Raw genomic sequence first — 26,979 nt, 5'->3', positions numbered from 1 at the left:
CGCATTCCTGTCCCCCTCCCTCTATTTGGAATTGGCGGCTTTCCGTGGAAACTGGCGCGCTACTCATCGAACGTGGTTTGCTCACCGCCGATCAGGTGACGGAACTGCGTGACTCGGCCAATGGGGCGCCGATCCGTTTGGAGATGGCCGCAGTGGACCGCGGCTGGGTGCGTGAGGACGAAGTACTCGAAGCCCTCGGCGACGCGATTGGTGTCGACGTGGTCGACTTGGAGCACACCGAGGTCGACCTGAGTCTGCTAAACGAATTCCCCCAGCGGCTGATCCACCGCTACGACCTCTTCCCGGTGCGCCGCGAGAATGGCTCGATCGTGGTTGCCACGAGCAACCCGTTCGATCTCTACGCTCTCGACGAACTGGCCAACCAAACCGGCAAGCACATCGAACCGGTGCTGGCCGAACGTCGGCAGATTGCTGAGCGCATTAAGAATCACTTAGGCGTTGGTAGCGAAACGGTCGAAGGCCTGCTCGCCGCCCGCCAGGACGAGATCCAACTACTCGAAGACATCGATGCCGACGCGGCCGAGCTTGCCGAAGAAGCGCAAGAAGCCTCGGTGGTGCGACTGGTGAACGAGATTCTGCTCGAAGCCGTCGAGACGCGAGCGAGCGACGTGCACATCGAGTCGCAAGGCTCCGGCATCAAGATTCGCTACCGTATCGACGGTATCCTCCACGCCCAACCGGTGCCACCGGAAATCAACCATTTTCACGCGGCGATTGTCAGCCGTTTGAAAATTATGGCTCGGCTCAACATCGCCGAAAAACGACTGCCGCAGGACGGCCGCATCAAGCTGCGAGTCTCCGGCCGCGAGGTCGACGTGCGTGTGAGTGTGATCCCCATGATCCATGGCGAGAGCATCGTCATGCGTCTGCTCGACAAGGGATCGATGGAGTTCTCGCTGCTCAAGCTCGGCATGGGCGATGAGCTACACAACAAGTTTGGCAACTTCATTCGCATGCCGCATGGCATCGTGCTGGTGACTGGGCCAACCGGTTCGGGTAAAACAACCACTCTCTACAGCTCACTGATCGAGATCAAAAGCGAAGACACCAAGATCATCACTACCGAAGACCCGGTAGAATACCAGCTCGAAGGCATCAATCAGATCCAGGTGCATCCAAAGATTGGTTTGACGTTTGCAGCATCGCTGCGGTCGATTTTGCGTCATGACCCCGATGTGGTGCTGGTGGGCGAAATCCGCGATCACGAAACCGCCGAAAATGCCATTCAGGCGGCCCTCACGGGTCACTTGGTGTTTAGTACCCTGCACACCAACGATGCCCCCAGTGCTTACACTCGGTTGGTCGATATGGGCATCGAGCCGTTCCTGGTAGCTAGTACCATCGAAGCGGTCATGGCCCAGCGACTGGTTCGCAGACTCTGCCAGGAATGCAAGAAAGCCTACAAGCCCGACCGCGATGACCTGCCTAGTGATTTCCCCTGGGACGAGTTCCAGGAAGCCGGCGGGCTGCTGTATGCCCCTGCGGGCTGCCGGCGATGTCGCGAAATTGGCTTCGCGGGCCGGCAAGGTGTTTTCGAGCTCTGCACCACGACCGACTCGGTCCGCCAGCTTGCCCACGATCGGGCGAGTAGCTGGGACATCCGTCAGGCAGCGCTCAAAGATGGCATGCTCACCCTGCGACAAGATGCCTGGAAGAAAGCCATCGCCGGCATTACGACCGTCGACGAAGTATTGCGTGTCACCAAAGGAGATGTGGTTTAGAATCGCCGCGGTGCTAGGCCGCTGGCTGGTAAGCGGTTTCGCACAAACCAGACAGTCGCCCTCGATTCCTCCCAAAGTCACTGCCAGTTTTTTTGAACAAGTTCGTCGACGCTAGCCGTCCTATTTAGTTGATCCTTCGCCTCGCCAATCCTCCATGCCCGACTTTGCCTATATCGCCCGAAACCTCACTGGCCAACGTGTCGAAGGCACGCTGGTAGCGGGCAGCGAGCGCGAAGCACTCGCCCAACTGGCTGGGCGAGACTTGTTTCCGGTCAAAGTCACCGCCGACAAGAAGTCGCTGGAGAACGCGGCAGGCACCGCAACGATCAAGGTGCCGGTCCGCATTGTGGTGCCGGTTTATTCGCAACTGGCTGCGCTGTTGCGGAGCGGTGTCCCCCTGCTCCGCTCGTTGCAAGTGATCAGCGAGCAATCGTCCAACGAAAAACTGCGCGCGGTACTCGAAGATGTGCGATCGCGGGTCGAAGATGGTGCGAACCTGTCGGACGCCATGGGCCACAATCCGAAGACCTTCGACGAATTGTCGGTCAGCATCGTGCGAGCCGGCGGCGAGGGTGGCTTCCTGGAGGATGCCCTCGAACGCGTCGCTGCGTTTGCCGAACAGCAAGGCGAACTACAAAGCCGCGTGGTGGGTGCCCTGGCTTACCCGATGATGCTCTCGGTAATCGGCACCGGTATCGTGACCGGTTTGATGGTGTTCGTGGTGCCGAACTTCGAAAAGATGTTTGCGACCCTCAAGGAGCAGGGCCAGTTGCCGCTAATGACCACCTGGTTGCTATGGATCAGCGATTTCATGGTGAACTATGGCATTTACATCCTGGTCGCCTTCGTTGCGTTGTATTTCTTGATCAAAAAATACCTGGAGACGCCGGAAGGGCGGATGAGCCTCGATAAACTGCGGCTCAAAGTCCCCATGGCGGGCGACATTTACCTGAGCCTGGCGGTCGCCCGGTTCTGTCGCGTGCTGGGTACTCTGCTGCATGGTGGTGTGCCGATCGTGCGGTCGCTCGAAATTGCTTCCGACTCCACCGGCAACAAAGTGCTGATGGAAGCCGTAAACCATGCAGCCGAAAACATCTCGTCGGGCGAGAGTTTGGCCGAGCCTTTAGGGGCCAGCGGACACTTCCCCCGGAATGTTGTGGAAATGATTGCCGTTGCCGAGCAGTCCAATAGCCTCGAAACGGTGTTAACTCAAATAGCGGAAACACAAGAGAAGACAACCTGGCGTAAGCTGGACCTCGCGGTCCGGTTGCTCGAACCTTTGTTGCTGGTACTGCTAGCCATTGTGGTATTAATGGTGGTGATGGCCTTGCTGCTGCCAGTGCTTAAGATGAATACTGCGATGTAGTGATGTTTTACTTGGGCTTGGAGCCTAGTACGTCGTCCCGGAAGTCATTTCCTATAGAGTTCAGGGAAGACGCGTTTGGCGTCTTTTCGATGGAAGGTCCAATTGATTTTGATTTTCTTCCGATTGCGGTCGCGTGAACAGTGGGAGAGTTCGCTTTGAACCTTGTCGAGCGAAGCCAACCGACGTCCCAGGCATTGTCGCTGTATGGCCGAGATTTCGATCTCGGCCATGTTGAGCCAACTGGCATGCTTGGGGGTAAAATGCCACACAATCCGCTCCAGCATTGGCCGAGCCGCCTCCTCGCCAAAGGTTTCGATCAACGACTTCTCGTTGTGCGTGTTGAGGTTGTCCATCACCAGATGAACCCGCTCTGCGTCGGGATAGCGCTTCAAGAGGTCGCGGACGAACCGGGCGAAGTCGGCTCGCTTGCGGTGACGCTTGGCCTGAACGAATCGCTTGCCCGCCTTCGGCTCGACCGCCACGAACACGCTGCAGGTTCCGCAGCGGCGGTACTCGTAGTCCTGCTTCGCGATCTTGCCGGGTGCCGCGGGCTCGGGCGGCCGCGCGTCGTCGACCCTCTGATAGGGCTGCTCGTCGAGGCAGACGACCGGCTCGTTCGGGTCGAGCGGCTTCTCGTACTGCTCGAGGACGTCCTCCATCCGCTCACAGAACTCGTCGTTCAGCTTGGGCACGCACCAAGTTTTTTTCGCCACGGCTTCAGGTCGTGTTCCTTGAGCCACAGCGAGACCTCCGTCACGCTGAGCGAATCGACGAAGCCTTCCTTCACCGCGTGCTCGCACAACAATTCCAGCGTCCAGCGAGCCCGTCCCTCGGGCGGCTCGCTGCACGCCAGGGCGATTACCTGTTGCTGCTGCCGCTTGGTGAACTCTGGGGGGCGGCCCGAGCGAGGCGCATCGTACACCGCCCGCTGGACGCCCTCTTCGCAGAACCGCTTTCGGACGGCTCGGACGTTGCGCGTCGTGCAGCCCACATGCTCGGCGATCTCTTCGTCGGTGCATCCCGAGTCCGATTTCAATAATATCTGGCAGCGACGCACCACTTGCGCCGCGCGGGCGCCTGAGCGTGCTAGCTGCTCCAAACCTCCACGGGCCTGGTGGTCCAGGCAAACAATGTGCTTTTTCATTCCGCAGCATATAGCAGCGGAATGGATTTCAGGAAAGACGTACTAGTTGCGAGCACCGAAGCTCGCTACGAACCTGCGAGTTCAGCCCTTCCAAACCCCCGCTCCACGGCGAGCAGCCCGCCTCAAAGTGTAGTTGTAACAGGAGATTGAGTCATGCATTCCCAAACAGTTAGCCGTCGCTCGCGTCGCGAAGGCTTCACGCTTATTGAACTGTTGCTCGTGCTGGCCATTTTGGTGGTACTCGGTGCCATGGCAACCGCCATCTTTGGCGGTACCCGCGAAAAGGCCTTGGTCGATGCCGCTAAGGGCGAAATCGGCATTCTGAAGGGTGCTGTGGACCGCTACGAATGGCACATGAAAGAGTATCCAAGCTCTCTAGAAGACCTGATCAATCAACCTTCCGGCGATAACGCTTCGGATTGGGGTGGTCCTTATCTCGATGGCCAGGAAATCAACAAAGACCCCTGGAACAACGACTATCGTCTGGCGGCTCCCGGCAAGCACAACGAGAAGTACGATCTGTGGTCGCTCGGTCCCGATCGCCAAGATGGCACCGACGACGACATCGGCAACTGGTAATGCCGCTGGCCCGTGCGAATTATTGAATACTATGGCTAAGCCGCGGGTCGCTGCTCGCGGCTTAGCCCTTGAATAGCCCTCGACCATGAACACGCCGATCTACCAACGTCGCGGTTTTACGCTCATCGAGCTTTTGCTCGTCATGGCGTTGTTGGTCATTATCTCCGGGTTCGCAGTGATTGCCTTACAAGGTTCGCTACTGCGATCAAAAATGACTAAGGGTGTCAGCCAGGTGCGAACCGCCTGGAGCGACGCTCGTCGCGAGTCGGTGGAAGGGGGCGACCGCATTGCCTTTACCTGCATGTTGGGAGGCCGTGAGTTTCGCCTGACCAAAGTCGGTAACGTACAACCGGCAGATGCTCAGGCAGCAGGAACCGGCGTTGTAGCCAGCGACGTCGATGGAACAGGTAACGCCAGTGGGAACGACGATGCCTTTGGTACAAAGGAATTGCCCGAAGGCGTGAAGTTTGTTTCTGTCACGGCTTGCCCTAGCAAAACGGTGGGTGCGGTTGCCCTGAACGGCGTGCAAGAAGAAGGCACCTGGTCGTCGCCGGTGGTGTTCAGCCCCGACGGCACCTCGTACGATGCGGTGGTGGTGTTCGCTTCGGATTCCGGCAAGCAGACGCAGCTCGCGCTTCGCGGACTGACTTGCACCGTGGAAGAATCCAACATCTTGTCACCTGGGGAGCTATGAGCATGCATCAACGTTCCCCCTCTACGAGCAATGGTTTCACGCTGATCGAGGTGATCCTCGCCCTCGCGATTCTGGCGATCTCGCTGACGATGATCAGCAAGCTGGTCGAAACTTCGTTCGACAATGCAAACAACGCATCGGATCGCCTGGAAGCACGCATGGTCGCCCAGTCGATCATCGATCAAATCAAATGCGGCGCGCTCGAGCCCGAAAATCTTGGCCCCATTCAACTCAACGCCGACGAGGCGTTGGCAGCCTGGTACACCCAAGTAGTTGTCGAACCAGTGAACACCGATGCGGGCTCGATCGATATGCTGCTGCAAGTGCGCGTGTATGTGAGTCGCGACGCCGACTTCAATCAGCCCGCCTGCGAATTGGTTCGCTGGTTCCAAAGTCCCGCGTTTAAGGAAGAGCTGGCCCTCATGGAGTCGGCCGCTGCGACCAGCGCGTCGTCGAGCTCGACCTCCACGGAAACGGAGGAGGAATAGCGATGCGATACCAGCCAAGTGCTAACGTCCGCGGTGGTTTTACGCTCATCGAGTTAATCCTGGCGCTCGGTTTGTCGGCCGTGCTGGTGGTGTTAATCGGCAGCGCCCTGGTGATGGGAGCGGCCGGGGCGATGGAAAGCCGCCAGAAGGTGGAACAAGCTCGCCTGGTGGATGGCGTCGTTTCGCTCATCCGCAGCGACTTGCATCGCGTAGTGATTTACGATCCGCAAGATACCTCGACCGCGATGGAGTTGGCCGAATCGACCGCGGAGTTCGATGTCGATTCGATCGACGACATCTCGGCCATGGGAGCCAGCACCGGCAGTAGTAGCGGTAGCAGCAGCGGCAGCAGTAGCTCCTCTTCGAGCAGCGACGACAGCTCGAGCGACACCGGCGAGGTCGTGCTGCGGCGTCCCCTCGGGCTGTATGGCACCTTGCAAGAGATGCAGATCGACGTGCTCCGCGAACAGTCGCAATACGAAGTCGACAGCGCCGGCAATTTGGTAGCCCCTTCGGCCCTCTCAGGCATTACCACGGTGCGTTACGCTTTGTCTCAAGGGGTCGCGACGCTCGGCATCAGCCAATCGCGTTCGGTAAAAGACCTCACGACCGGCCTAGTGCGACAAGAAGCGAATCGCGACCTACTGAACTGGGCCGATCAGGTTGGCACTACCGTCGATCTGGTCGGCGAACCACAGCTGCTGGCCCCCGAAGTGGTCGGGCTGGAGTTTCGCTACTTTGATGGAATCGACCTGCTCGATACCTGGGACAGTGAACTCATGGATGGCGAGCTACCGGTAGCCGTGGAAATGCGAATCTGGTTCCAACAGAATCGTCTCGACGTGCGAGGCGACGTACTCGAAGAGCGGCAGTCGAACCCTTACGTGGTGACTGTCGCCTTGCCGAGCATCTGGAATGCGGTGGATCCCGACCTGGCGGTGCTCACCGAAGGCACGAGCAGCACCAGTTCGTCGACCAGCTCTGGCAGCACGTCGGGCTCTTCCAGTTCGGGAGGCTACTAATGCTTAGCTCCCCGGCCATCCCTAAGCGAAGCGGAAGCATCCTAATCACGGTGCTGGTCGTCGTGTTGATGATGACCATCACCTGCGCGGCGTTTTACGACTGGTCGTTTTCGCAGTACAAGTCCTCGGATGTCGGTCAGCGTCAGTTGCAAACCAACATGGCTGCCGAGTCGGGCATCGAGTACCTGCGTTACCTGCTCGTCCTCGACGAAGCCACCCTCACCCAGTATGGCGGGCTCACCAACAATCCCGCGGTGATGCAGTCGACCTTCACCGACAGTCAGGGAAGCCTGGCAGCTCAAGCGGCCTTGCGGTATCGCTTCACCGTGCTCTCCCCTGCTCTTGACCAGAGTTACGGCGAGTACTCCGGCATTCGCATCGGGCTCGAAAACGAATCGTCCAAGCTAAACCTGAACACCATCCTGGTGGTCGATGCCAGCGATCCCACCGCTTCGCTCGGACGTACTCTGCTAGTGAACTCACTACCAGGCATGACCGAGTCGATGGCCGACGCGATTCTCGATTGGCTTGACGAGGACGACGACCCGCGCGACTTCGGCGCCGAGCGCGATTACTACTCGGGGCTGAGTCCCGGCTACGAGCCGCAGAATGGCCCACTGGAGAGCCTCGATCAATTGCTGCTGGTCCGCGACGTCACCCCCGAACTTCTGTACGGTTACGATCGCAACCGCAACTTCACGCTTGATGCGGCCGAGCAGCAGATGTTTGCCTTGGAGCAGGTCGACAACTCCACCGGTAGCATGAACCGCGGCTGGTCGGCCTATCTCACGTTGAGCAGCGCCGAGAAGAACCTCACGCCCGAAGGCGAGGCGAAGATCGACCTGAATTCCGATGATCTTGAAACGCTGCACGAGCAGCTCAGCGAGATCCTGGACGAAGAAATGGCGAGCTTCATCATCGCCTATCGGCAAGGTGGAGCTTACGAGGAAGACTCCGAATCAAGCAACGCCGCAGCCACCGGTGGCGAAGAAGTCAAACTGGCCAGCGAAATCGAATTGGACTACGAACAGGGAGGGTCGGTACCTTTGGAGTCGGTGCTCGACCTGATCGGCGTGCAAACCCGCGTGGTCGAGAGCGGCCAGACCCAGCGAACCGTCGTCGAAGCGGCGTTTCTCGACGATACCGGCTCGATGGCGGCCTACCTGCCGATTCTCATGGACTACTGCACCACCAACGGCGATGCGGTGATTCCCGGGCGGCTGAACATCAACCAGGCCCCGCGGACACTGCTCGAAGGGATGAGCTACACGCTCCCCACCGCCTTACCCCCCGATGTGGTGGAGGCCATTATCTCGAATCGAGTATTCGAGCCCGGCATAAATGACCAGATCGACCAATCGCACGAAACTTGGCTACTAACTATGGGGTTAGTAACAGTAGAGGAAATGAAGCAATTGATCCCGATGATCACCGCCGGCGGCGACGTGCACCGTGCCCAGGTGGTCGGTTATTATGAAGCAGAAGGCCCCTACACCCGTCTAGAAGCGATTATCGACGCGTCGGGCACCACACCCAAGGTGCTCTCGATTCGCGACCTGACACCGCTGGGAGCCGGATTTACCGTGGAGCAACTCGGTTACAACGAACAAGTGGCGGAATAACGCCGAAGCGTTCGCGATTTGCCGCCAGGGTGAATAGAATATCCAAATAGTAATTCCAAACAGAACGCGGGTGGCTGCGGCAACCTGCAACAGGTAGTATCCCTGGTTGCTACCCCCCGCCCTCCATCCCCCCTCCCCCGCATGTCCGATTTTGTACTACTCGACTGGGACACCCGCCAAGTTCGATTGCTAGCTTGCAGTCACTCGGGTGGTGTTCTGTCCGTTCGACACGCCGAATCCGCACCGCTGGAGGACGAAGTCTCCGCGGCCAGCCTGATCGCGGCTTTCTCGCCTTTGGTAAAACGCGTGAGCGGCGGCAAGCATAAAGCAGTACTCGTGCTCGGTGGGCGCGACGTGCAGAGTCGCATTCTGCGTATTCCGCCGGTGCCGGCCGAAGAACTGCCCGACATGGTGCGGCTGCGAGCCGGCACCGAGTTCTCGACCGCCGACGAAACTGCGATCGTCGACTACCTGCCGTTGCTCGAGCCGGAAGATGAGCCAGCGACCTTGCTCGTCGCCCGCACCGCGGAGAACCGCCTGGAGTTGGCCAAGCAAGTGTGTGGCAAGTTGCAATTGGGCTTGCAGCATATCTCGCTCCAAGGCGATGGCATCGCCTCGCTGGCAATTGCTGGCAACGAATCACTCGCCCGGGGAACCCATCTGGTGGCTGCTTGCCGCAACGACGGAGTCGATCTGGTCGGCCTGTACGATGGCAAGCTCGCTTCGGTACGAGCGGTACCGCTGCCGAAGGATGGCGACCTGGCGACCCAAACCAAGGCAGTTGCTCGCGAAATCCGCCGCACGATTGCAGCGTTAGCTAGTGGTCTGGAGGCTTCGCAGATTGAGTCGCTTGTCTGGCTCACCGCCAACGAGCACGACCAGGCGCTCGCCGAGAGCTGTGGCAACGAACTCGCCCGCAAGATGGTTGCAGTCGATCTCACGAGTCTTCCAGGTTTGAGATTGAACGACCTGGAGAGCACCGACACCCTGGCGCCGTTCGCCAATCTGCTCGGCACCGCCATCATGGCCGACGAAGCCAAGCTCGGCTTCGATTTCCTTGCTCCCCGCAAGGCCCCCGAGCCGAAAAAGCCGTTCACGATGTACGCCTTGGCCGGCACGCTAGCTGCTATCGTGCTGCTGGGCGGCGGTTGGCTGATTCACTCCAGCGTTGCTAGCATCGAAAGCAAGGCCGATGCTGCTCAGGCACAGCTTGCCACGTTGCGTAACGATATCGAAGAGATGTCGGACGAAGTCAAACAATCGCAACAAATCCAGCAATGGCACAATACAAACGTCAATTGGCTCGACGAGCTCGATCGCATCGCGGTCACTTTGCGTCCCGAACCGCTCGACAACCATGAGAAGTTCGATAAAGAGGGCGACGTGATCCTCACTCGCATTAACGTCCGCCAGGCGGCTGGCAAGAATGGCCGCGGCGGTACTGTGGAGCTTGCCGGCGGGGTCCGCGAGTTCTCGGTGATCGACGAAATGGAACAGCGACTCGGCGGGGCGGATCGCGAAGTGCAGCAAAAGCCTGCGATCGAAGACCCCGATGCCAAACCTTATGTATGGTCGTTCCAAAACGATATCGTGGTGACTACGCCACAGGAGGGCCGATCATGAACGATCGTGAAAAGAAACTTGCTGCTGCCGTCGGGGTGATCTTCGCCCTCTGGGGCTGCTACTGGGGTTGGAACAAGTACTCCGACTGGAAGCAAACCGCCCAGAAGTCGCTGACTTCGGCTCAAAACAGCTTGCAAGAAGCCGAACTCGACAAGCTCAAGGCCGAGGATGCGGTGAAGCAGCTTAATGAATGGCGCAACCAATCGCTGCCCGCCGACCCTGCCAAGGCCCAAGCGCAGTACCGCGGCTGGCTCGTCGAACAATTGCAAGACGCTCGGCTCGATGTCGACAACGTGACTCCTCGCCGAGTCACTGGGCGGAGCGACGCCTACGAACCGGTCAGCTACCAGGTGGAAGCCACTGGCAAGCTCGACTCGGTCGTCAAGTTCCTCGATACATTCTACCGCAGCGACTTGCTGCACAAGATCAGCAGCCTTCGTTTAACTCCCCGCGACGGAAGCAGCGAGCTAAGCGTGTCGCTATCGGTCGAAGCCCTCGTGGTCGACGGCACCGAGCGAACCGAAGGCCTGTCCGAAGGGACCTCCGATCGCTTGAAGCTAGCATCGTCGAAGGAGTACCTCGACCGCATCGTAGGCCGAAACCCCTTCGCGGAGTACAAGGATCCACCTCCCAAGCTTCCCGACCGAGTGGTTACAACTTCCCAACCAGAGCCTCGCCAACCTGCCCCCAAGCCTTCGTTTAATCATGCGGAGTTTGCCACGGTCACTGGCTTTGTGAGCGATGGCGACGACTACCAGGCATGGGTCTGGGCCAAGACCCTGGAAGACGAGCGTCTCCGCGTGAAACGGGGCGATGCGATCGAGGTCGGCGAATTCAAAGGGACCGTGGTCGATGTGTTCAAGCAAGAACTCGTGGTCGAAACGCCCGAAGGTCTGATTGCGTTCCGGCTGGGCGACACGCTTCTGGAAGGCCGAATCATGGCTTCTGCACCGGCTGGCGGCTGAGATTTTCTTCGATTCGTCCCACGAATGGCGGCAAACCCTGCATTCTGTGGGAAAAAGGTTGGCGCGGGTTGTTAAACCTTACCGATTATTCCGGTAGTAACGATCCGGCAGATCGTAGGCGAGCGGTGCGCGTGAGTGCTCGTTTGCTTTCCGTCTAACCTCTGACAAACGAATCGCTCATGGACGGGCTAGTTTTATCCCACAGACATTCGCAATTCACCCGCACTTTCGGCGTGGTTGTTCTGTTGCTTTCTGGATTCTTGGCAGCCGCCGAACCGGTTGCGGCTCAAACATCCATTCAACAGCGAGCCTACCCGGTGAAGCACCTGAGCCTCGACGAGGCAACTCAGCAGGTTCGCCAGCTGCTCTCCGGAGACACCAACTGCGTGGTCTTCGCCGATCAGGAGTCGAATCGCTTGCTGGTGCAGGCCCCGGCCGACAAGCTGGCCCAAGTGGGGCAGTTGCTTGGTCAGGTCGATCGCCCAGCGGCGCCAGCACAGCCTGCTCCGACCGTCGCGGTCGAGCCCTACCTGAAGGCCTACCCGGTGGCTCCTCAGCAACAAGCGGCAGCAGCCGAATGGGCTGCCAAGCTTCAGCTGCCTGCAGGCAACCGCGTGGCTTACGACCAGCACAACAATCAACTGCTGGTGATGGGTCCCGATAACCTGCACCGCTTTGTAGGTCAGCAGCTCGGCACGACCGGAGAGCCAGCCCCAGCGGCGGCCCTTCCGCAAGTCGCGGCCAATCAGGAACCGACGCCAGCTCCTCAGCAGCCCCAGCCAGCTCAAGTCGCCCAGCCAACCGTGGCCACCGGCGGCACCGCCATGCGGTTGCAGCTTCGCACCATGAACGGTGAGCAGCTGCACCAACGCTTGGAGCAGTTGCTCTCGCGTCCGCTTCCAGCCACCGCGACCAACGGCGACCAACGCATTTCGTTCCGTGCGGAAATGATTCCCGGAGCCGGAGTCACCTTAAACGTGGCTCGCGATTCAGGCGACCTGCTGCTCTCGGGCACGCCCGAACAGAAGCGGGCCTGGCAAAGCGTGCTGTCGGCGATGGACACTCCTCAGACCAGCCAATCGTCCACGCACGTGGTCGCTACCAAACCGAAGACCGAAGCCCAAATCCGCGAAGCCCTGCAAGTGGTGCAAGCGAGTGCGGGTCAGCGAGGCACGAATCGCGCCCAAGCACGCATGGTCAACATGCTGTTCCAACCCCAAGACGAATCGGCTCCGGCCGAAGGCGACGATGCAGTAGCCGCGGTGCCGTTTACCGGTGCCGGCGATGAAGAAGGTGTCGAAGGTGCCGACGGAGCCTTGATGGGCCCTGTGCAGATTCAATTTGTCGAAGGCTTGGACATCATCCTGATCAAAGGTAACAAGCGTGATGTCGAACGGGTGAAGGCCATCATCAATCGCATCGAACAGGTGAGCCTCGAAACGGTTCCCAAGGTCGAAGTAGTTTCGCTCGAGCATGTCGAAAGCAGTGCCATGGCACGCTTGCTCGAACGGGTTTACACCGAAGTGCTTGGCCCACGGACTGGTACGCTTAGCATCACTCCGCTCGGCAAGCCCAATTCGCTAATGCTGATTGGCCGCCCCGAGAACGTCGAGACCGCTTTGGAACTGGTCAAGCAAATTGACGTACCAGTGGAACCAACGACTCGCTTCGAGGTGTTCCCACTGAAGTTTGCCGTGGCCGGCGATGTGAAGCAGATTATCGATGCTTATATCACCGACCAGGAACAAACCTTCTCGAGCAACCCTGGCAGCAACAACAACCAAGACGATCTACCAAGCTTGCGTCCGCGAGCCTTGGTGGTAGCCGACTTCCGTACGAACTCACTGTTCGTCAACGCAGGTCCACGCGACATGTCGGAGATTGCCACGATGATTCGCAAACTCGATGTGAATCGCGGGGCAGCCATCGACGAAGTCCGCGTCTTCCCGCTCCGTAACACCTTGGCCGAAGACATGGCTGATGTGCTCCGCGAAGCGGTACTCGCCCGCGACGAAGGCTCCGCCCAAGAGGGTGGCGACGCCACCTCGGCACGGGTTTCGGCTCTGCAGTTGATGATCATCGATCCCGAGAACCAGCGCAAACTCGAATCAGGCGTGCTGGCCAACATTCGCATCGCGGCCGATTCGCAGGCGAACAACCTGGTGATCACCGCTCCCAGCGAAAGTATGGAACTGATCGCCGCGTTGATCGAGCAACTCGATCGCGTGCCGGAAGCCGAAGCGGAAATCAAAGTATTCACCATCGTCAATGGCGATGCAGTCGCTCTGACCGAAATGCTGCAAGAGCTGTTCACCAGCGACAACAACAGCGGCGACGGCCCCAGCATGGGTGCCGGCGACAACTCGCTGGTTAAACTGCAGTTCTCGGTCGACGAACGCACCAACAGCATCATCGCTGCGGGTACGCAGGACAATCTGGCAGTGGTCTACGCGATCCTTCTGCAACTCGATGCAAGTGAGACTCGCGAGCGACGCACCGAGGTGTATCGCTTGAAGAACTCGCCGGCGGAAGACGTTGCCGAAGCCCTGAACGAATGGCTGCAAGAAAAACGCGATGCCGAAGAAGCGGCCGAACTCACCATGAGTCCGTTCGAACAAATCGATCGCGAAGTGATCATCGTTCCCGAATTGGTGAACAACAGCCTGATCGTCAGTGCGACCGATCGCTACTTCAAAGAGATTGCTCAGCTGATTGAGCAGCTCGACGAGCGGCCACCGATGGTGATGATTCAGGTCTTGATTGCTGAAGTCCGCCTGAATGATACCGACGAGTTTGGTGTGGAGCTGGGCCTGCAGGATTCGATTCTGTTCGACCGCTCGGTGCTCGATAGCTTCGAAACGATCGACACGACCACCACGACCCAGTCGGCGGGTGGAGCCACGATTACCACGACTCAACAGAACGTGATTAACTCGCCTTTGTCGCCTGGTTTCAACTTTAACAACCAGACGCCAGGCAACAACGGTAGCACCCAAGCCTTGGCAACCGCGGGCACCGTGGCCACGCAGGGACTTTCGAGCTTTGCTTTGAATCGGGTGAACCAGGAACTTGGTTTTGGTGGCTTCGTGTTCTCGGCCAGCAGCAACAGCGTGAGCACCTTGCTGCGGGCGTTGCAGGAAAACCGCCGACTCGAGGTGCTTAGCCGTCCTCAGGTTTCGGCCCTTGATAATCAGGTTGCCACGGTAAGCATCGGTCAGAGCGTGCCGCGTATCGTGGGTACCAGCATCTCGGAATATGGCCAGCAGAACTCGGTATCGTACGAGGACGTTGGTATTATCATGCAGGTCACCCCACGGGTGAGCCCCGATGGCATGGTGGTGATGAATATCGAAGCCACGAAGTCGGACGTTGGTTCCGAGTCGGAAGGTATTCCCATCTTCGCTGGTACCGATGGCACCGTGATTCGGGCTCCGAAGATCGATCAGATCACAGCGACCACCACCGTGGCTGCGGCCTCGGGTCAAACCGTGGTGCTCAGCGGTCTGCTCTCCAAGGAAACCTTGGACGTCCATCGCCGGGTGCCGATTCTGTCGGAGATTCCGCTGCTGGGCGACCTGTTCCGCTACGACGGCGTTACCGAACAACGTAGCGAACTACTCATCATCATGACACCTCGCGTGATCCGCAACGAAGAAGATGCCGAAATGATCAAGCAGGTGGAATCGGCTCGCATGAGCTGGGTGCTGGGCGACGTGATCAGCATGCATGGTCCGAGCGGGCTGCGTAGCCGCTGCGACGACTGGAGCGATGCCGATAGCGTGTTCCCCACGCAGATCCCAGGCGATAGCGAACTGATGCCGGTACCGACCGAAGGCGACATGTACGAACCTCAGGAAGCAGAACCTCAACTGCAGCAACCTGAGCAAGCTTACGATGTCGTGATTCCCGAGAGCCAATCGGCCAACTCGCGAACCGGTTCGGCCACGGTACCAGTTGGGTACCAACAGCCCACCGGCCCTGCGATTCGTCGCCTGCCAGCCTTGGGCACTCCTTAGTCGATTGTGTGTTGCTGGTGTCATCCCTTACGAATTGTTTCTTGCTTTACGCGAACACTGCCATGTCGATTCTGAACTCACGATTCCTTGCGGCTACCCTGGTTTGTGGAACCGTCCTGACGGCCATTGGCTGTCAATCGACTGGCGAGAAGCAAAGCAAGTTCAATCCGCTGGCTTCATTCCAGGAAGCAGAACCGACACCTCAGACTCCCGACCGCGTGGTCGCCACTTGGTCGGAAGCGGTGTTGCACCAAAATGGTGCTGGTTCGCGAGGCTTTGGCGGTCGACTCTACTTCTACGACCGAGTCTCGGATGAGCCGGTCATGGTCGAGGGACAGCTAGTCGTCTACGCGTTCGCCGAAGACGATCGTGCCGAAACCGATAACCGCCCGACTCGGCGTTATGTATTCCCCCCCGAGCAGTTCGCCAAGCATCAGAGCGACTCGGAAATTGGGGTGTCCTACAGTATTTGGCTGCCGTGGGACGAACTTGGCGGAGAACAAGCTGAGGTGAGCTTGATCGCCCGCTTCGAGCCCCTCAAGGGGGGCGGGCTCGTTGTGAGCGATCAAGCTCGCCAATTCTTACCAGGGCGGGCGAAGACCCCCACCCTCGTTGCGCAGAGCACCAAGCCGGCCAATATCGAGCAGGCAGGGTACACCACCAAGGTGGAAGTGCGTGATGCCACTACCGCTGAGCAGAACAAGCTGCAGATGAAGGCCACTACGATCTCGCTGCCGGGCAAGTTCCGTCGCTCGCCAGTGGTGACCACGCAAGAAGGGGACGTTACCACCAGAGTGGAAGTGGGCAACGCACCTTCGACGGCCACGTTGCCTTCGATCAAGAAGTAAGCAGGGCCTTAGTTCCCAACAAGTAACGCGCGTAGCAGTCTATTCCGGCGAGGGAGTGCTGACCGTTTCGGAAACACTCATCTCGTTCGATACGCTGACCACGGTAGGCTGCAGCGAGACGAGTTTCTCAGCGACCTTGCGATCCCAAGCCGTGGGAGCGGTGCCACCGAGCACTACGCGTCCTTCGCTACGAGACATGCTGACGCCCGACAGATTCTGGTCGGTGAGCAGCTCCATTACTTTTTCGTTCTCAGCAATCGTTCGCTGTGGAGTACGAATCGCGGGGTGATCGAAAGCCACTTTCAGGGTCACACGAACTGGCTGCTGGACTCGGTTGGAGCTACTGCTCCGAGTGCTACGGTTGCTGCTGTTTCGCGTGCGTCCCGACTGACCGCCCTGGGTATTCTGGCGGGTCATGTTGTTAAACATGTTGGTTACGTCGTCACTCGTGCGACCGACGAACCCACTGTTGGACTGATTTCCAATGCCAGAAGTGCTTTGGCCGAAGCCGCCTTGGCCGATTCCGCTGGTGCCAAAGCCGCCGGAACCAATTCCGCTAGTTCCGATGCCGCCCCCCAGCGAGCTACCTCCAATGCCGGAGGTGCCAATTCCCGAGCTCATTCCGGTAGTGCCTGTGCCGGTGGTCCGGCTGCCGCCGATGCCTTGCCCCCAAACAGGGGATACGGCAAAAAAGCCGGCAACGGTCGCGACGATCATTAGCTGGCGAAAGTGGCGAGACATAAGAAAACTCCAGATTGCGAGAAACAACTTGCTATTTGCGGGGGTAAATGGCAGTAGGACAGCACGCAGTAGTATAACTTATGAACAGGTGCTGACCGCCTCGGACCAACTAATCTGCTCTCCATTTGGCATCTTCTATTATGAAACCCCGCTATTTTTTGCCGGTTCTCCTTCTTGTCTCACTCCTCACGCCCCCGCAGCTCCACGCCCAGGAGGCCGTAGAATCCCGACCTTCGGCAATGCGGCTATTTCCCTACGAAACAGCTGCTTTTTTCCGAATTGCCCATGGTCGCGAGCTTTACGAGCGCTGGCGTCAAACTGGCGTCGGAGCCATGCTGAACGATCCCGAAGTCGCCCCCCTAGTGGGTGGTATATGGAGCCTAGTCGGCGACCAGTTTAACGAGCGGAATTCGGAAGAAGCTGGCTTTGAGTGGGCCGACCTCGATCGTATTCCCCAAGGTGAAGTCGCCATCGGCCTCATCGATCGCGGCGACGACAACCTCGGCATCCTGCTGCTGGCCGACTTCGACGGCGCCCAGGAGAACGTCGACTTCCTGGTCGAGGTACTCGATCAACGATGGGCCGATCGGGCCATGGTGGTCGAAGAGCAAGAAATCGGTGGCGAAACCGTAACGATCGTCCGCGACGGCGACGACCGCTCGAGTTCGTTCGGCTACTTGATCAAAGATTGCTGCCTGATCGGAAGCAACGACGAAGTGCTGCTCGGCCACGTGCTTGATCGCTGGGCGGGGCGGACTCCCACGGTTGAACTGACCGAAGAGGACGTTGCCGAAAGCGATGACGACACCCTGGAACCAGGCCCGCTGCCAGGCGAGCGGTCGTTTGCCGAGAATCCCCAATTCCAGACCATTCTCAAGGAGTGCAGCACCCAACTCGAAGAACCTCCGCAGATTGTTGCCTATATCGACCCGATTCTCGTGGTGCGTCGCACGATGCGAGGCAACGTCGGCGCGTCGATCACGCTGGCCACGTTCCCCGCTCTGGGGCTCGATGGTATCCTGTCGCTCGGCGGCACCTCGAGCTTTGCCACCGAAAACTGGGACACGCTGATGCACATGCATCTGCTGCTCGATAATCCTCGCGCAGGGGTGCTCACCCTGCTGCGTTTCGTCGATGGCGATATCACTCCGCCAGACTACGTGCCTGCTCAAGCCTGCAACTATGGCACCACCTATCTCGATCCGGTCGGCATCTATGACCGCGTGATCCAACTCTACGACCACTTCCGCTACGACGGAGCGTTCCTCGACGAAGTCGAGTCGGGCGCGACCAATGCTTGGGGAGTCGACTTCCGTGAGTATTTCATTGACAACCTCTCGGGCAGGGTCACTCTATATTCTGGCTTTGACGAACCAAACCGTATTCAAGGTGAGCAACATGCAATCTGCCTGGAGCTGATTGATCCCGAAGTAGGCCAAGAGCTGCTGGATGCGATCCGCGAAACAGCGGGCGAATTCTGGGAAGACGTGGAATTCGGCGGAGTACAGTACTACTCGATGGCTCCTCCGTGGATGCGGAACATGCCGGAAGAAAATCGCCCGTTCACGCCAGCGGTCGGCATTTTGGACAACACACTGATCGTCACGATGTCGTCGAACGTGCTGGAACAGATGATCGAAGCCCACCAGGATTCGCGTCCTCGTTTGTCGGATTCGATCGAGTACAAAGTGATTCAAAGCCGGGTCGAGCGTCTGACCCGCGGCAAGCAGATGGTTGGCTTCCTGTATAACAATCCCGCAGAGACGTTCCGTCACTGGTTTGAGACCTCGCAGTCCGATGGCACTCGGAGCTTCCTCGGCACGATCGGCGAAAACAGCCCGTTTGCTAGCAACATGCTCGGCGTGCTCGAAGCGAACGAACTGCCTGAATTCGACAAGCTGGAGGGCTACTTCGCCCCGACCGGCGGCTACTTGCTCGATACCAATACCGGGTTGCACGCGATGATGTTCAACATGGGTCGCGAACTGCCCGAAGCCGAGGTGGAAGCGGCCGAAGAAGAGCTATCGGAACAACCGTAAACCGCGGAAATTGGCCCCCCAGCGAACATCGCCCCAGGCATAACTGTCCTGGGGATAGGGTTAAGTAGCCCCGGGTTCCATGTTATCATGGTCCACTTTGGCTATCGCAACGAATCGATCCCTATCCCCAAGATACTCATTTATGCTGACACAATCGGCGGTGAAAAATCGTACGGCTGAACTGGACGAACTGCTCCAACGCCGCATCCTGTTCCTCGATGGAGCCACTGGCACCCAGGTGCAAGCACTTGGCATCGGCGAGGCAGAGATCCGTGGCGAGCGATTTGCCGATCATCACAAAGATCTCAAGAACTTTGCCGACCTGATCTGCATTACGCAACCCGAAGCGCAGCTCACCATCCATCGCAAGTACCTGGCTGCTGGTGCCGACATCGTCGAAACCAATACGTTTGGTGCCAGCCCGATCGGCATGGGGGACTTCGAGTTCGCCGATCCGGTAGGTCTGACTCGCGAACTAAACGTCGCCGCGGTGCAGCTGGCCAAACAAGCCTGCGCGGAATTCACCGAGCAAACGCCCGACAAGCCACGGTTCGTCGCCGGATCGATTGGTCCCACATCGAAGCAGATGGCCATCTCGACGAGCGTGGAAGATCCCGCCCATCGCGACGTGAACTTCATGCAGATGGTCGATTCGTACCGGGTGCAGGTCGAAGCCATGGTGGAAGCCGGCGTCGACATCCTGCTGCCCGAAACCGTGATCGACACGCTGAACCTCAAGGCCTGCTTGTTTGCAATTGAGGATTACTTCCGCGAAAGCGACAATCGCGTGCCGGTGATGATCTCCGGCACGTTCGACAAAGGTGGCGGCACCTTCGTGTCGGGTCAATCGATCGAAGCGTTCTGGAACTCGATCGAGCACTTCCCAATGCTCTCGGTCGGCATGAACTGCGCACTCGGCCCCGACATCATGCGGCCGCACATCGAATTACTGCAAAGCGTGGCCACCTCGTACGTAAGCTGCCATGCCAACGCGGGCTTGCCAAACGAAATGGGTCAGTTCGACCTCGGCCCGGCCGCGATGGCAAAGATCGTCGGCGAGTTCGCCAAGCAAGGTTGGGTAAACATCGTCGGCGGTTGCTGCGGCACCTCGCCCGATCACATTGCCGCCATGGTTGCGGAGCTGAAGGACTTTGCTCCCCACTCGAAGACTACCGTCGCCCCACGATTGCGATTAAGCGGCACCCAACCGCTCGAACTGCGCCCCGATAGCAACTTCCTGATGATCGGCGAGCGGAGCAACGTGACCGGCAGCCGCAAGTTCGCCCGCCTGGTTCGCGAAAAGCAGTACGAAGAAGCGGTGGAAGTCGCCCGCGAGCAAGTGGAAAACGGCGCGAACGTGCTCGACGTGAACATGGACGAAGGGCTGCTCGATAGCGAAGCCGAAATGGTGCACTACCTGCGGCTGCTGGCCGGCGAAGGCGAGACCGCCGCGGTGCCGGTGATGATCGATAGCAGCAAGTGGGACGTGATCGAAGCCGGCCTGCAAGCCGTGCAAGGCAAGGCCATCGTTAACTCGATTAGCCTGAAGGATGGCGAGCAGGAATTCCTGCGTCGTGCGCAGCTCTGCCGGCAGTACGGCGCGGCGATCGTCGTCATGGCGTTCGACGAGCAAGGCCAGGCGGCCACCGAGGACGAAAAGGTTCGCATCTGCAAACGAGCGTACGAACTGCTCACCAGCGAGCTGAAGTTCCCGGCCGAGGACATCATCTTCGATCCCAACATCCTGACCGTCGCTACCGGAATCGAAGAGCACAACAACTACGCACTCGATTTCATCAATGCGACCCGGCGCATCAAACAAGAATGCCCCGGCGTGAAAGTGTCGGGTGGCGTGTCGAACGTGTCGTTCTCCTTCCGCGGCAACGATCCGGTTCGCGAGGCGATTCATAGCGTGTTCCTGTACTATGCGGTGCAAGCCGGCATGGACATGGGCATCGTGAACGCGGGCCAGTTGGTGGTGTACGACGAGATCGAACCGAAACTCAAGGAACTGGTCGAAGACGTTATTCTCAACCGCCGCGACGATGCCACCGAGCGATTGGTCGACTTTGCCGAATCGGTGAAGAAGCAAGACTCCGGCGAAGCCGCCGCCACGGCCGAGGAATGGCGTTCCGCCCCCGTGGAAGAACGCCTGAAGCACGCGTTGATCAAGGGCATCGTCAAGTACGTGGACGAAGACACCGAGGAAGCCCGCCAGAAATACAGCAAGTGCCTGGAGATCATCGAAGGCCCGCTGATGGATGGCATGAGCATCGTCGGCGACCTGTTCGGCGCGGGCAAAATGTTCCTGCCGCAAGTGGTGAAGAGCGCCCGCGTGATGAAGAAAGCGGTCGCTTACCTGACTCCTTACATGGAAGCCGAAAAGGCCGCTGCAGGCGATGCGGCGAAGAGTCGCGGCAAGGTGCTGCTGGCTACCGTGAAGGGCGACGTGCACGACATCGGTAAGAACATCGTCGGCGTGGTGCTCGGCTGCAACAACTTCGAGGTCATCGACCTCGGCGTCATGTGCTCGTGCGAGAAGATTCTCGAGGCCGCCAAGGACGAAGGGGTCGACATGATCGGGCTGTCGGGCCTAATTACGCCGAGCCTCGACGAGATGGTTCACGTCGCTCGCGAGATGGAGCGACTCGAAATCGATCTGCCGCTGCTCATCGGCGGTGCAACCACCAGCGCTAAGCATACCGCGGTGAAGATCGCCCCGGTCTGCTCGATTCCCGTGCTGCACGTGGTCGATGCGTCGCGGAGCGTGCCGGTGGTCGAGAAGGTCATGAATCCCGAATCGCGGCCGAAGCTGATCGAAGAGAACAAGGTTCTGCAAGCCGATTTGAAGGCGAGCTACGAGAAGCGTCAGGCGGTGTCGCTGTTGCCTTACGCCGAGGCCCTGGCCAACCGCTTTACCACCGACTGGCAAACGGTCGACATCCCCACGCCGGAGTTCACCGGCACCCGCACGATCGAAACCCAATCGCTGGCCGAGCTTCGCGACTATATCGACTGGTCTCCCTTCTTCCTCACCTGGGAAATGAAGGGCAAGTATCCCAAGATCTTCGACGATCCCAACCTCGGCACCGAAGCGAAGAAACTATTCGACGATGCCAACGAGTTGCTCGATCGGGTGATCGCCGAGCAGTTGCTCACCGCCCGCGCGGTGTACGGTTTCTGGCCGGCCAACTCGGAGGGGGACGACATCGTCCTCTACACCGACGACTCGCGGTCGACCGAGCTGGCGCGGTTCCACGCCTTGCGGCAACAGTGGGAACGTAAGGGACAGAAGGCCTACTACTCGCTGGCCGACTTCATCGCCCCCACCGACTCGGGCCGGGCCGACTACTTGGGCGGCTTTGCCGTAACCACCGGCGTTGGTTGCGACGAGCTGGCTGCCAAGTACGATGCGGATCACGACGACTACAACAGCATCATGATTAAGGCCGTGGCCGACCGACTGGCCGAGGCCTTTGCCGAATCGCTGCACGCCAAGGTGCGTCGCGAGTGGGGTTACGGGCAAGACGAGTCGCTTAATAACGACGAACTGATTGCCGAACGCTATCGCGGCATCCGTCCCGCGGCCGGATACCCAGCCCAGCCCGACCATACCGAGAAGCAAACGCTGTTCACGTTGCTCGATGCCGAAGCGAAAACCGGCATCACGCTCACCGAGAACTACGCGATGCATCCCGCAGCAAGCGTCAGCGGCTTGTACTTTGCTCACCCCGAGTCACGGTACTTTGCCGTCGATCGCATCACCAAGGAGCAAGTGGAAGACTACGCCCGCCGCAAAGGAATGAGCGTCGCCGAAGTCGAACGCTGGCTCGCCCCGAACCTGGGTTACGAAAAGTAAGGGGAGTTAATCCCCTGACAGGTCTTCGGCTGTCACCGGCCCCAGAGCACCGATACGTATGCACATGACGATCACGTCCTGATCGCGAATCGTATACAACACGCGCCATTTTCGTTTGCCTACGAGGATCTCTCGAAGTTCCATTTTTAGTTGAATGGACTCCCTGGCAAGCGAGTGCCGTCGTGGCATTATTGAAAGTGAAGTGATCTCCGTGAGTGTCTTTTTGAACCAGCGCTGGGCTGTTTCTGGAGCACGTTGTTCAATCCACTCAACTATCTCGTGCAATTGTGCTGATGCGCGGTCGGTTATTAGAACACGAAAATCCGCCATCAGGTTTGCCAACCTCTGGCTGAACGCACTTCGTTAGCGACTTCACCGATGGGACGAAGTCGGCCTGCTTCAATATCTCTTAGGCTATCTTCCAGATCGGTGAGCGTCGCTTGATGTTCCGCGTATAGATCCAAGGCTTCGTTGATGACATCTTCGGCATGCGAGAACTTTCCCGTGGCCAATTGGGCGTCAATCTTCTGCTGAGTGGCGAGCGATATCGAAAGTTCCATAGCATGCTCCTGAAGGAAATCGTTCTTATTTTACACTCGTAAGATGAGTGTCGCTACTTTTCCACTTCTTCCTTCTTCAGCTTGTCCTTGAACACCTTGCGGAACTTCTCCACCTTCGGCTGGACCACGCGCTGGCAGTAGGGGTTTTGGGGATTCTCGGCCAGGTAGTTCTGGTGGTAATCCTCGGCGGGCCAGAACTTGGTGAACTCGGTCACTTCGGTGACGATGGGGTTGTCGTACACCTGTTCTTCGTTGAGGGCCTTGATGATTTGCTCGGCGACTTCCTTTTGCTCTTGCGAGTGATAGAAGACCGCGCTGCGGTACTGCGAGCCGACATCGACCCCTTGCCGGTTGCGGGTGGTGGGATCGTGCGTCTTGAAGAACACCTCGAGCAGTTCGTTGAAGGTGACCTTCTCGGGATCGTACTCGATCTGGATCACTTCGGCATGGCCAGTGTGTCCGTTGCACACTTGCTTGTAGGTGGGATTCTCGGAGTGCCCGCCGCTGTATCCGCTGGTCACACTGGAAACTCCATTGAGTTCCAGGAACACCGCTTCGGTACACCAGAAGCAACCGCCACCAAAGGTGGCCAGAGAGGGTTCGGTCATCGGCTTTTTCTCCTCCTTGGACTCCGTTTTCGCCGCCGGCTTGGCTTCGGCCGTCTCCTGCGCGTAGGAGGCGGAGGGCCCGCTGCAAGCGGTGGAAGCAAGGAGCAACATCGCAGCCGCGGCGAGACATTTTGAATGGTACATCATAGCAATCGCTTGGCCTCATTGGGGTGGGGGCGAATCGACTGCCATTATTTTAGCTCGCGGGCGGGCGATGACTACGCCCGCCGACGCCGCCATCGTACGATGCCTAACAATCCGGCCGATAAAATGGCGAGCGAAGCCGGCTCAGGCACGCTAATCACGCTCAATTGATACATTTGGGCGGCATTCGTCGTGCTGCCGATGCGTACGAAATACTCGCCTGGATCGGTGAGCGTCACCTCCTCGATCCACTCGTCCAGACCAAGCCCAAACGTATTCTGGAGCTCGATGGTGGTCGATCCATCCATCGCCAGTAGCGCGAGGCTCAAGTCGCCCAGGGCCGAGGTATCTAGCAGGTCTTGCCGGCCGTTGTCGGCCGAACCTTGCGCCCCTTCCAAATAGGTGGGGCCTTTTGGCTCGAGCAGCAGCGAGATCTGCATCGGAGCATCGATCGTGAATCGAAAGAAATCGACATCGGAGTTATCGTCGATGCTCACAAAATCAACATCGGTGTAGGCCACGTACTGATCGTCGGCATCGGTGCCAATCATCAGCTTCGCCCCGAAAGCGAGAGCGCCCAGGCTGGTGGCGGTACTCGCAGTATCGTTGCCGCCATCCTTTTCGTACACGTCGCCATACAAGCGTTGGATGCCGAGGATGTCGTCGAACTGCGGGCCGTCGAAGTTTACCGAGAGGGTCGGCTCCATCAGGAAGGTGCCGAACACGTGGTCGTCATCGTCGTCGGTGGTATCGACCGACTCCAAATGGGCGAGGCCCAGCCCGTGGCCGATTTCGTGCGTAAGCGTGTTGCGGAATCGCAAATAGTTTTGCTCCGAGTTACCAAAGATACCTGCTTCGGAGGTATCGATCACCATGTCGGAGTAGCTGGGAAAGTAGTTGTACGCCAAGTTGCTGGGGCGGACGTCGCCATCGATGTAATGCCCGCCAATGCGATGATCGCCGCGGGTGCCGAGCACTCCTCGATTGGTCGGCATACTCGCACCATCGTCTTCCGGCTCGTAATTGAAGGTCAAACCAGCGACTTGCGACCAACGCTCAAAGGCGCTGTTCATCAGCCCCCACCAGGCGCGTTGCGTGTAGTCGTCGCCGCCAGGGCTTTCGCCGCCGTGGTGGAGTCCGTCGAGGAACTCGATGAGATTGCTGTCGCTGGCTGGCTCGCTCACCCCGCGCGGCAGCGTGGTGCCATCGGGCACGATGCTCCAGGTGAGAATCGCAGGGTTGCCGATGCCGGAGTACCCGGACGATGTGGTGCCCCACCCGCTGCCTTGCGTGCGATAGGCCGACGGAACCGATTCTTCGTCGCTACCTTCGTCGCTGCCATCAATATGAAGCTCGGAGACTCCACAACTGCAGAAGAAACACGCCCTGGCCGGCGATGTCGCGCACATCAGTACCACTACGAGTAGTAGCAGCCAGGTTTTGATCGACGACATTGGCGACTCCGAATGTTCCGTTCTGCCGGATGCCTGGCCAACGGTCCCTCAGCGAGAGACATCGCTCCACGAAGGGGAACGCAGGAAACCTACCGCTCATCACGAAGCGCGAGGGGGGTGGGTTGCCGGGTTGGGGTGGTCATCAGCAGCAGGGGGTAAATCTCTGCAGCAGGTGTTGTTTATCATTGCCTACAAGCCCAACCTGCGAATTCTGCGGTTAAGCAGCATGGCTGTCGAAGCGATGCCTGGCACGATGAAACAACAATTCCCCAGCCGGCTCAGCCTGAGCGGTTGTCGAACGACAAAGCACCGGCGGAAACCATAGACTGTCCGACTTTTTTTGGAGTCGAGTCGGAAGATACGCCCCGCACGAGCGAGGGGCAAAGGGAAGGTTATTTCACGAGCAATTCGGGCAAGGGAGACAGCGCTGCTACCAGTGCAGCCACGAGGATGGACTAATAACTTTTAGAGTAAGTGCGATCGAATTGTGTTGCAAGCATATGGTTAGCGGGTACCCTGAGATTCGCCCTGACCAGCCGATACATTCCCACCCCCGCGTCGACGCCCCCCGCGGACGCCGTGCCTCGAAACAGGACCCGATCATGCCGATTTCGCCCCATATTCGACGGTTTTTCGCGGTTTTTACGATCCTGGCGACCACCATCTCGCCGGCTGCCCTGCTGGCCCAGGAGAAAGACCCGAAGGATTCACGGGAAACCGCTAACAACACCCAAAACAGCGATCGCCAAGGTTTGGACCGCGGAAAGACGCCGGCGGAGAGGTTGAATCCTCAGGAGTTCATGGGCCGGCGGATTGCCAACACCATGCACTACCTGGCGGCCGACTGGCTGACGCGCACCACCCGCGAGCGCGAAGAGGCCTGCAGCAAGCTGCTCAAGGCGCTGCCGATCGAGCGTGGGCAGACGGTTTGCGACCTGGGCTGCGGTAACGGATTCTACACGTTGCAACTCGCCCGCCGGGTCGGGAGCAAAGGCACCGTGTGGGCGGTCGACATCCAGCCCGAGATGCTCGAACTGCTCGGCGAGCGGGCGAAGGCGCGCCGGATCACGAACATCCGCCCCACGCTCGGCAAAGAAGACTCGCCGCAACTGCCGGAGGGGGAACTCGACCTGGTGCTGCTGGTTGACGTGTACCACGAGTTCTCGCACCCCAAGGAAATGCTGGCCGCGATGCGGGCGAGCCTGAAACCAACGGGGCGGATCGCGCTGGTGGAGTACCGCGCCGAAGACCCCACGGTTCCGATTCGCGAGCTGCACAAGATGACCCAATCGCAAGCGATGAAAGAGTACACGGCCAACGGCTTCAAACTGGTGGGGCAGTACGACGAGCTTCCCTGGCAACACGTGTTCTACTTCGCCCGCGACGACTCGCCGCTCGAAGAAGTAGAGCTAAAAACGTGGGAACGCCCAGCCGACGAGCAGTAGTAGCCCCTCGTCCGCTCTTC

At 58.9% G+C, this 26,979-nt stretch carries 21 protein-coding genes; 14 read left to right on the top strand and 7 right to left on the bottom strand.

Going from position 1 to position 26,979, the window contains the following annotated elements; all coding sequences use genetic code 11:
• Window positions 1-44 precede the first annotated feature (44 nt).
• Both Pan181_RS07890 and Pan181_RS07885 read left to right on the top strand, forming a co-directional pair.
• Complete coding sequence (locus tag Pan181_RS07890) at window positions 45-1,742, top strand: GspE/PulE family protein (protein WP_231943783.1); 1,698 nt, start codon at window positions 45-47, stop codon at window positions 1,740-1,742.
• Between the two features lie 154 nt (window positions 1,743-1,896).
• Window positions 1,897-3,108, top strand: a complete 1,212-nt coding sequence (locus tag Pan181_RS07885; RefSeq protein ID WP_145246311.1) for a type II secretion system F family protein — start codon at window positions 1,897-1,899, stop codon at window positions 3,106-3,108.
• Between the two features lie 44 nt (window positions 3,109-3,152).
• Here Pan181_RS07885 and Pan181_RS07880 read toward each other — a convergent pair whose 3' ends face one another.
• Both Pan181_RS07880 and Pan181_RS07875 read right to left on the bottom strand, forming a co-directional pair.
• A complete protein-coding gene (locus Pan181_RS07880) occupies window positions 3,153-3,800 on the bottom strand; it encodes an IS630 family transposase (RefSeq protein WP_145244957.1) in 648 nt (215 codons plus the stop codon).
• Complete coding sequence (locus Pan181_RS07875; protein WP_145244956.1) at window positions 3,788-4,252, bottom strand: helix-turn-helix domain-containing protein; 465 nt, start codon at window positions 4,250-4,252, stop codon at window positions 3,788-3,790. Before Pan181_RS07875 ends, Pan181_RS07880 begins: the two co-directional genes overlap by 13 nt.
• 153 nt (window positions 4,253-4,405) lie before the next feature.
• On the opposite strand from Pan181_RS07875, the gene gspG reads away from it, so the two are divergent.
• The 9 genes from gspG (at window position 4,406) to Pan181_RS07830 (ending at window position 16,109) form a co-directional block, all read left to right on the top strand.
• A complete protein-coding gene (gspG, locus tag Pan181_RS07870) occupies window positions 4,406-4,831 on the top strand; it encodes a type II secretion system major pseudopilin GspG (protein ID WP_145246310.1) in 426 nt (141 codons plus the stop codon).
• A gap of 85 nt (window positions 4,832-4,916) precedes the next feature.
• Window positions 4,917-5,525, top strand: coding sequence for a prepilin-type N-terminal cleavage/methylation domain-containing protein (locus tag Pan181_RS07865; protein ID WP_145246309.1), 609 nt, complete (start codon window positions 4,917-4,919; stop codon window positions 5,523-5,525).
• 2 nt (window positions 5,526-5,527) lie between these two features.
• On the top strand, window positions 5,528-6,013 hold the full coding sequence (locus tag Pan181_RS07860) for a type IV pilus modification PilV family protein (RefSeq protein ID WP_197529025.1): 486 nt from the start codon (window positions 5,528-5,530) through the stop codon (window positions 6,011-6,013).
• A gap of 2 nt (window positions 6,014-6,015) precedes the next feature.
• Complete coding sequence (locus tag Pan181_RS07855) at window positions 6,016-7,035, top strand: hypothetical protein (RefSeq protein ID WP_145246307.1); 1,020 nt, start codon at window positions 6,016-6,018, stop codon at window positions 7,033-7,035.
• Window positions 7,035-8,657 (top strand): type II secretion system minor pseudopilin, encoded by a 1,623-nt coding sequence (locus Pan181_RS07850; protein ID WP_145246306.1) that lies wholly within the window; start codon window positions 7,035-7,037, stop codon window positions 8,655-8,657. Before Pan181_RS07855 ends, Pan181_RS07850 begins: the two co-directional genes overlap by 1 nt.
• Before the next feature lie 141 nt (window positions 8,658-8,798).
• Complete coding sequence (locus tag Pan181_RS07845; protein ID WP_145246305.1) at window positions 8,799-10,280, top strand: type IV pilus biogenesis protein PilM; 1,482 nt, start codon at window positions 8,799-8,801, stop codon at window positions 10,278-10,280.
• The gene (locus Pan181_RS07840; RefSeq protein WP_145246304.1) at window positions 10,277-11,245 is read left to right on the top strand and encodes a hypothetical protein; all 969 of its coding nucleotides are present in this window, start codon (window positions 10,277-10,279) and stop codon (window positions 11,243-11,245) included. The genes Pan181_RS07845 and Pan181_RS07840 overlap by 4 nt, the downstream gene beginning before the upstream one ends.
• Before the next feature lie 233 nt (window positions 11,246-11,478).
• A complete protein-coding gene (locus Pan181_RS07835; protein ID WP_197529024.1) occupies window positions 11,479-15,261 on the top strand; it encodes a secretin N-terminal domain-containing protein in 3,783 nt (1,260 codons plus the stop codon).
• A 62-nt stretch (window positions 15,262-15,323) separates the two neighbouring features.
• A complete protein-coding gene (locus tag Pan181_RS07830) occupies window positions 15,324-16,109 on the top strand; it encodes a hypothetical protein (RefSeq protein WP_145246302.1) in 786 nt (261 codons plus the stop codon).
• Window positions 16,110-16,148: 39 nt separating this feature from the next.
• On the opposite strand, the gene Pan181_RS07825 is transcribed toward Pan181_RS07830, so the two are convergent.
• Window positions 16,149-16,850: a BON domain-containing protein gene (locus tag Pan181_RS07825; protein WP_145246301.1), complete on the bottom strand. Its 702-nt coding sequence runs from the start codon at window positions 16,848-16,850 to the stop codon at window positions 16,149-16,151.
• A 239-nt stretch (window positions 16,851-17,089) separates the two neighbouring features.
• Here Pan181_RS07825 and Pan181_RS07820 point away from each other — a divergent pair, with 239 nt between their 5' ends.
• Both Pan181_RS07820 and metH read left to right on the top strand, forming a co-directional pair.
• The gene (locus Pan181_RS07820; protein ID WP_145246300.1) at window positions 17,090-18,889 is read left to right on the top strand and encodes a hypothetical protein; all 1,800 of its coding nucleotides are present in this window, start codon (window positions 17,090-17,092) and stop codon (window positions 18,887-18,889) included.
• Between the two features lie 142 nt (window positions 18,890-19,031).
• Window positions 19,032-22,748 (top strand): methionine synthase, encoded by a 3,717-nt coding sequence (gene metH, locus Pan181_RS07815; protein WP_145246299.1) that lies wholly within the window; start codon window positions 19,032-19,034, stop codon window positions 22,746-22,748.
• A 6-nt stretch (window positions 22,749-22,754) separates the two neighbouring features.
• Here the strand turns inward: metH and Pan181_RS07810 are convergent, their stop codons facing one another.
• The 4 genes from Pan181_RS07810 to Pan181_RS07795 form a co-directional block, all read right to left on the bottom strand.
• Window positions 22,755-23,078: a type II toxin-antitoxin system RelE/ParE family toxin gene (locus tag Pan181_RS07810; protein ID WP_145246298.1), complete on the bottom strand. Its 324-nt coding sequence runs from the start codon at window positions 23,076-23,078 to the stop codon at window positions 22,755-22,757.
• On the bottom strand, window positions 23,078-23,308 hold the full coding sequence (locus Pan181_RS07805) for a type II toxin-antitoxin system ParD family antitoxin (RefSeq protein ID WP_145246297.1): 231 nt from the start codon (window positions 23,306-23,308) through the stop codon (window positions 23,078-23,080). Before Pan181_RS07805 ends, Pan181_RS07810 begins: the two co-directional genes overlap by 1 nt.
• Before the next feature lie 53 nt (window positions 23,309-23,361).
• On the bottom strand, window positions 23,362-24,063 hold the full coding sequence (gene msrA / locus Pan181_RS07800; RefSeq protein ID WP_197529023.1) for a peptide-methionine (S)-S-oxide reductase MsrA: 702 nt from the start codon (window positions 24,061-24,063) through the stop codon (window positions 23,362-23,364).
• A 71-nt stretch (window positions 24,064-24,134) separates the two neighbouring features.
• Window positions 24,135-25,514 (bottom strand): matrixin family metalloprotease, encoded by a 1,380-nt coding sequence (locus Pan181_RS07795; protein ID WP_145246296.1) that lies wholly within the window; start codon window positions 25,512-25,514, stop codon window positions 24,135-24,137.
• Between the two features lie 602 nt (window positions 25,515-26,116).
• On the opposite strand from Pan181_RS07795, the gene Pan181_RS07790 reads away from it, so the two are divergent.
• The gene (locus Pan181_RS07790; RefSeq protein ID WP_145246295.1) at window positions 26,117-26,959 is read left to right on the top strand and encodes a class I SAM-dependent methyltransferase; all 843 of its coding nucleotides are present in this window, start codon (window positions 26,117-26,119) and stop codon (window positions 26,957-26,959) included.
• The last annotated feature ends 20 nt before the right edge of the window (window positions 26,960-26,979 follow it).

This window comes from Aeoliella mucimassa (assembly GCF_007748035.1).
GTDB classification, from domain to species: domain Bacteria; phylum Planctomycetota; class Planctomycetia; order Pirellulales; family Lacipirellulaceae; genus Aeoliella; species Aeoliella mucimassa.
Note: the sequence above shows the minus strand (reverse complement) of the source record. Positions and strands in the feature narration are given on the sequence as shown.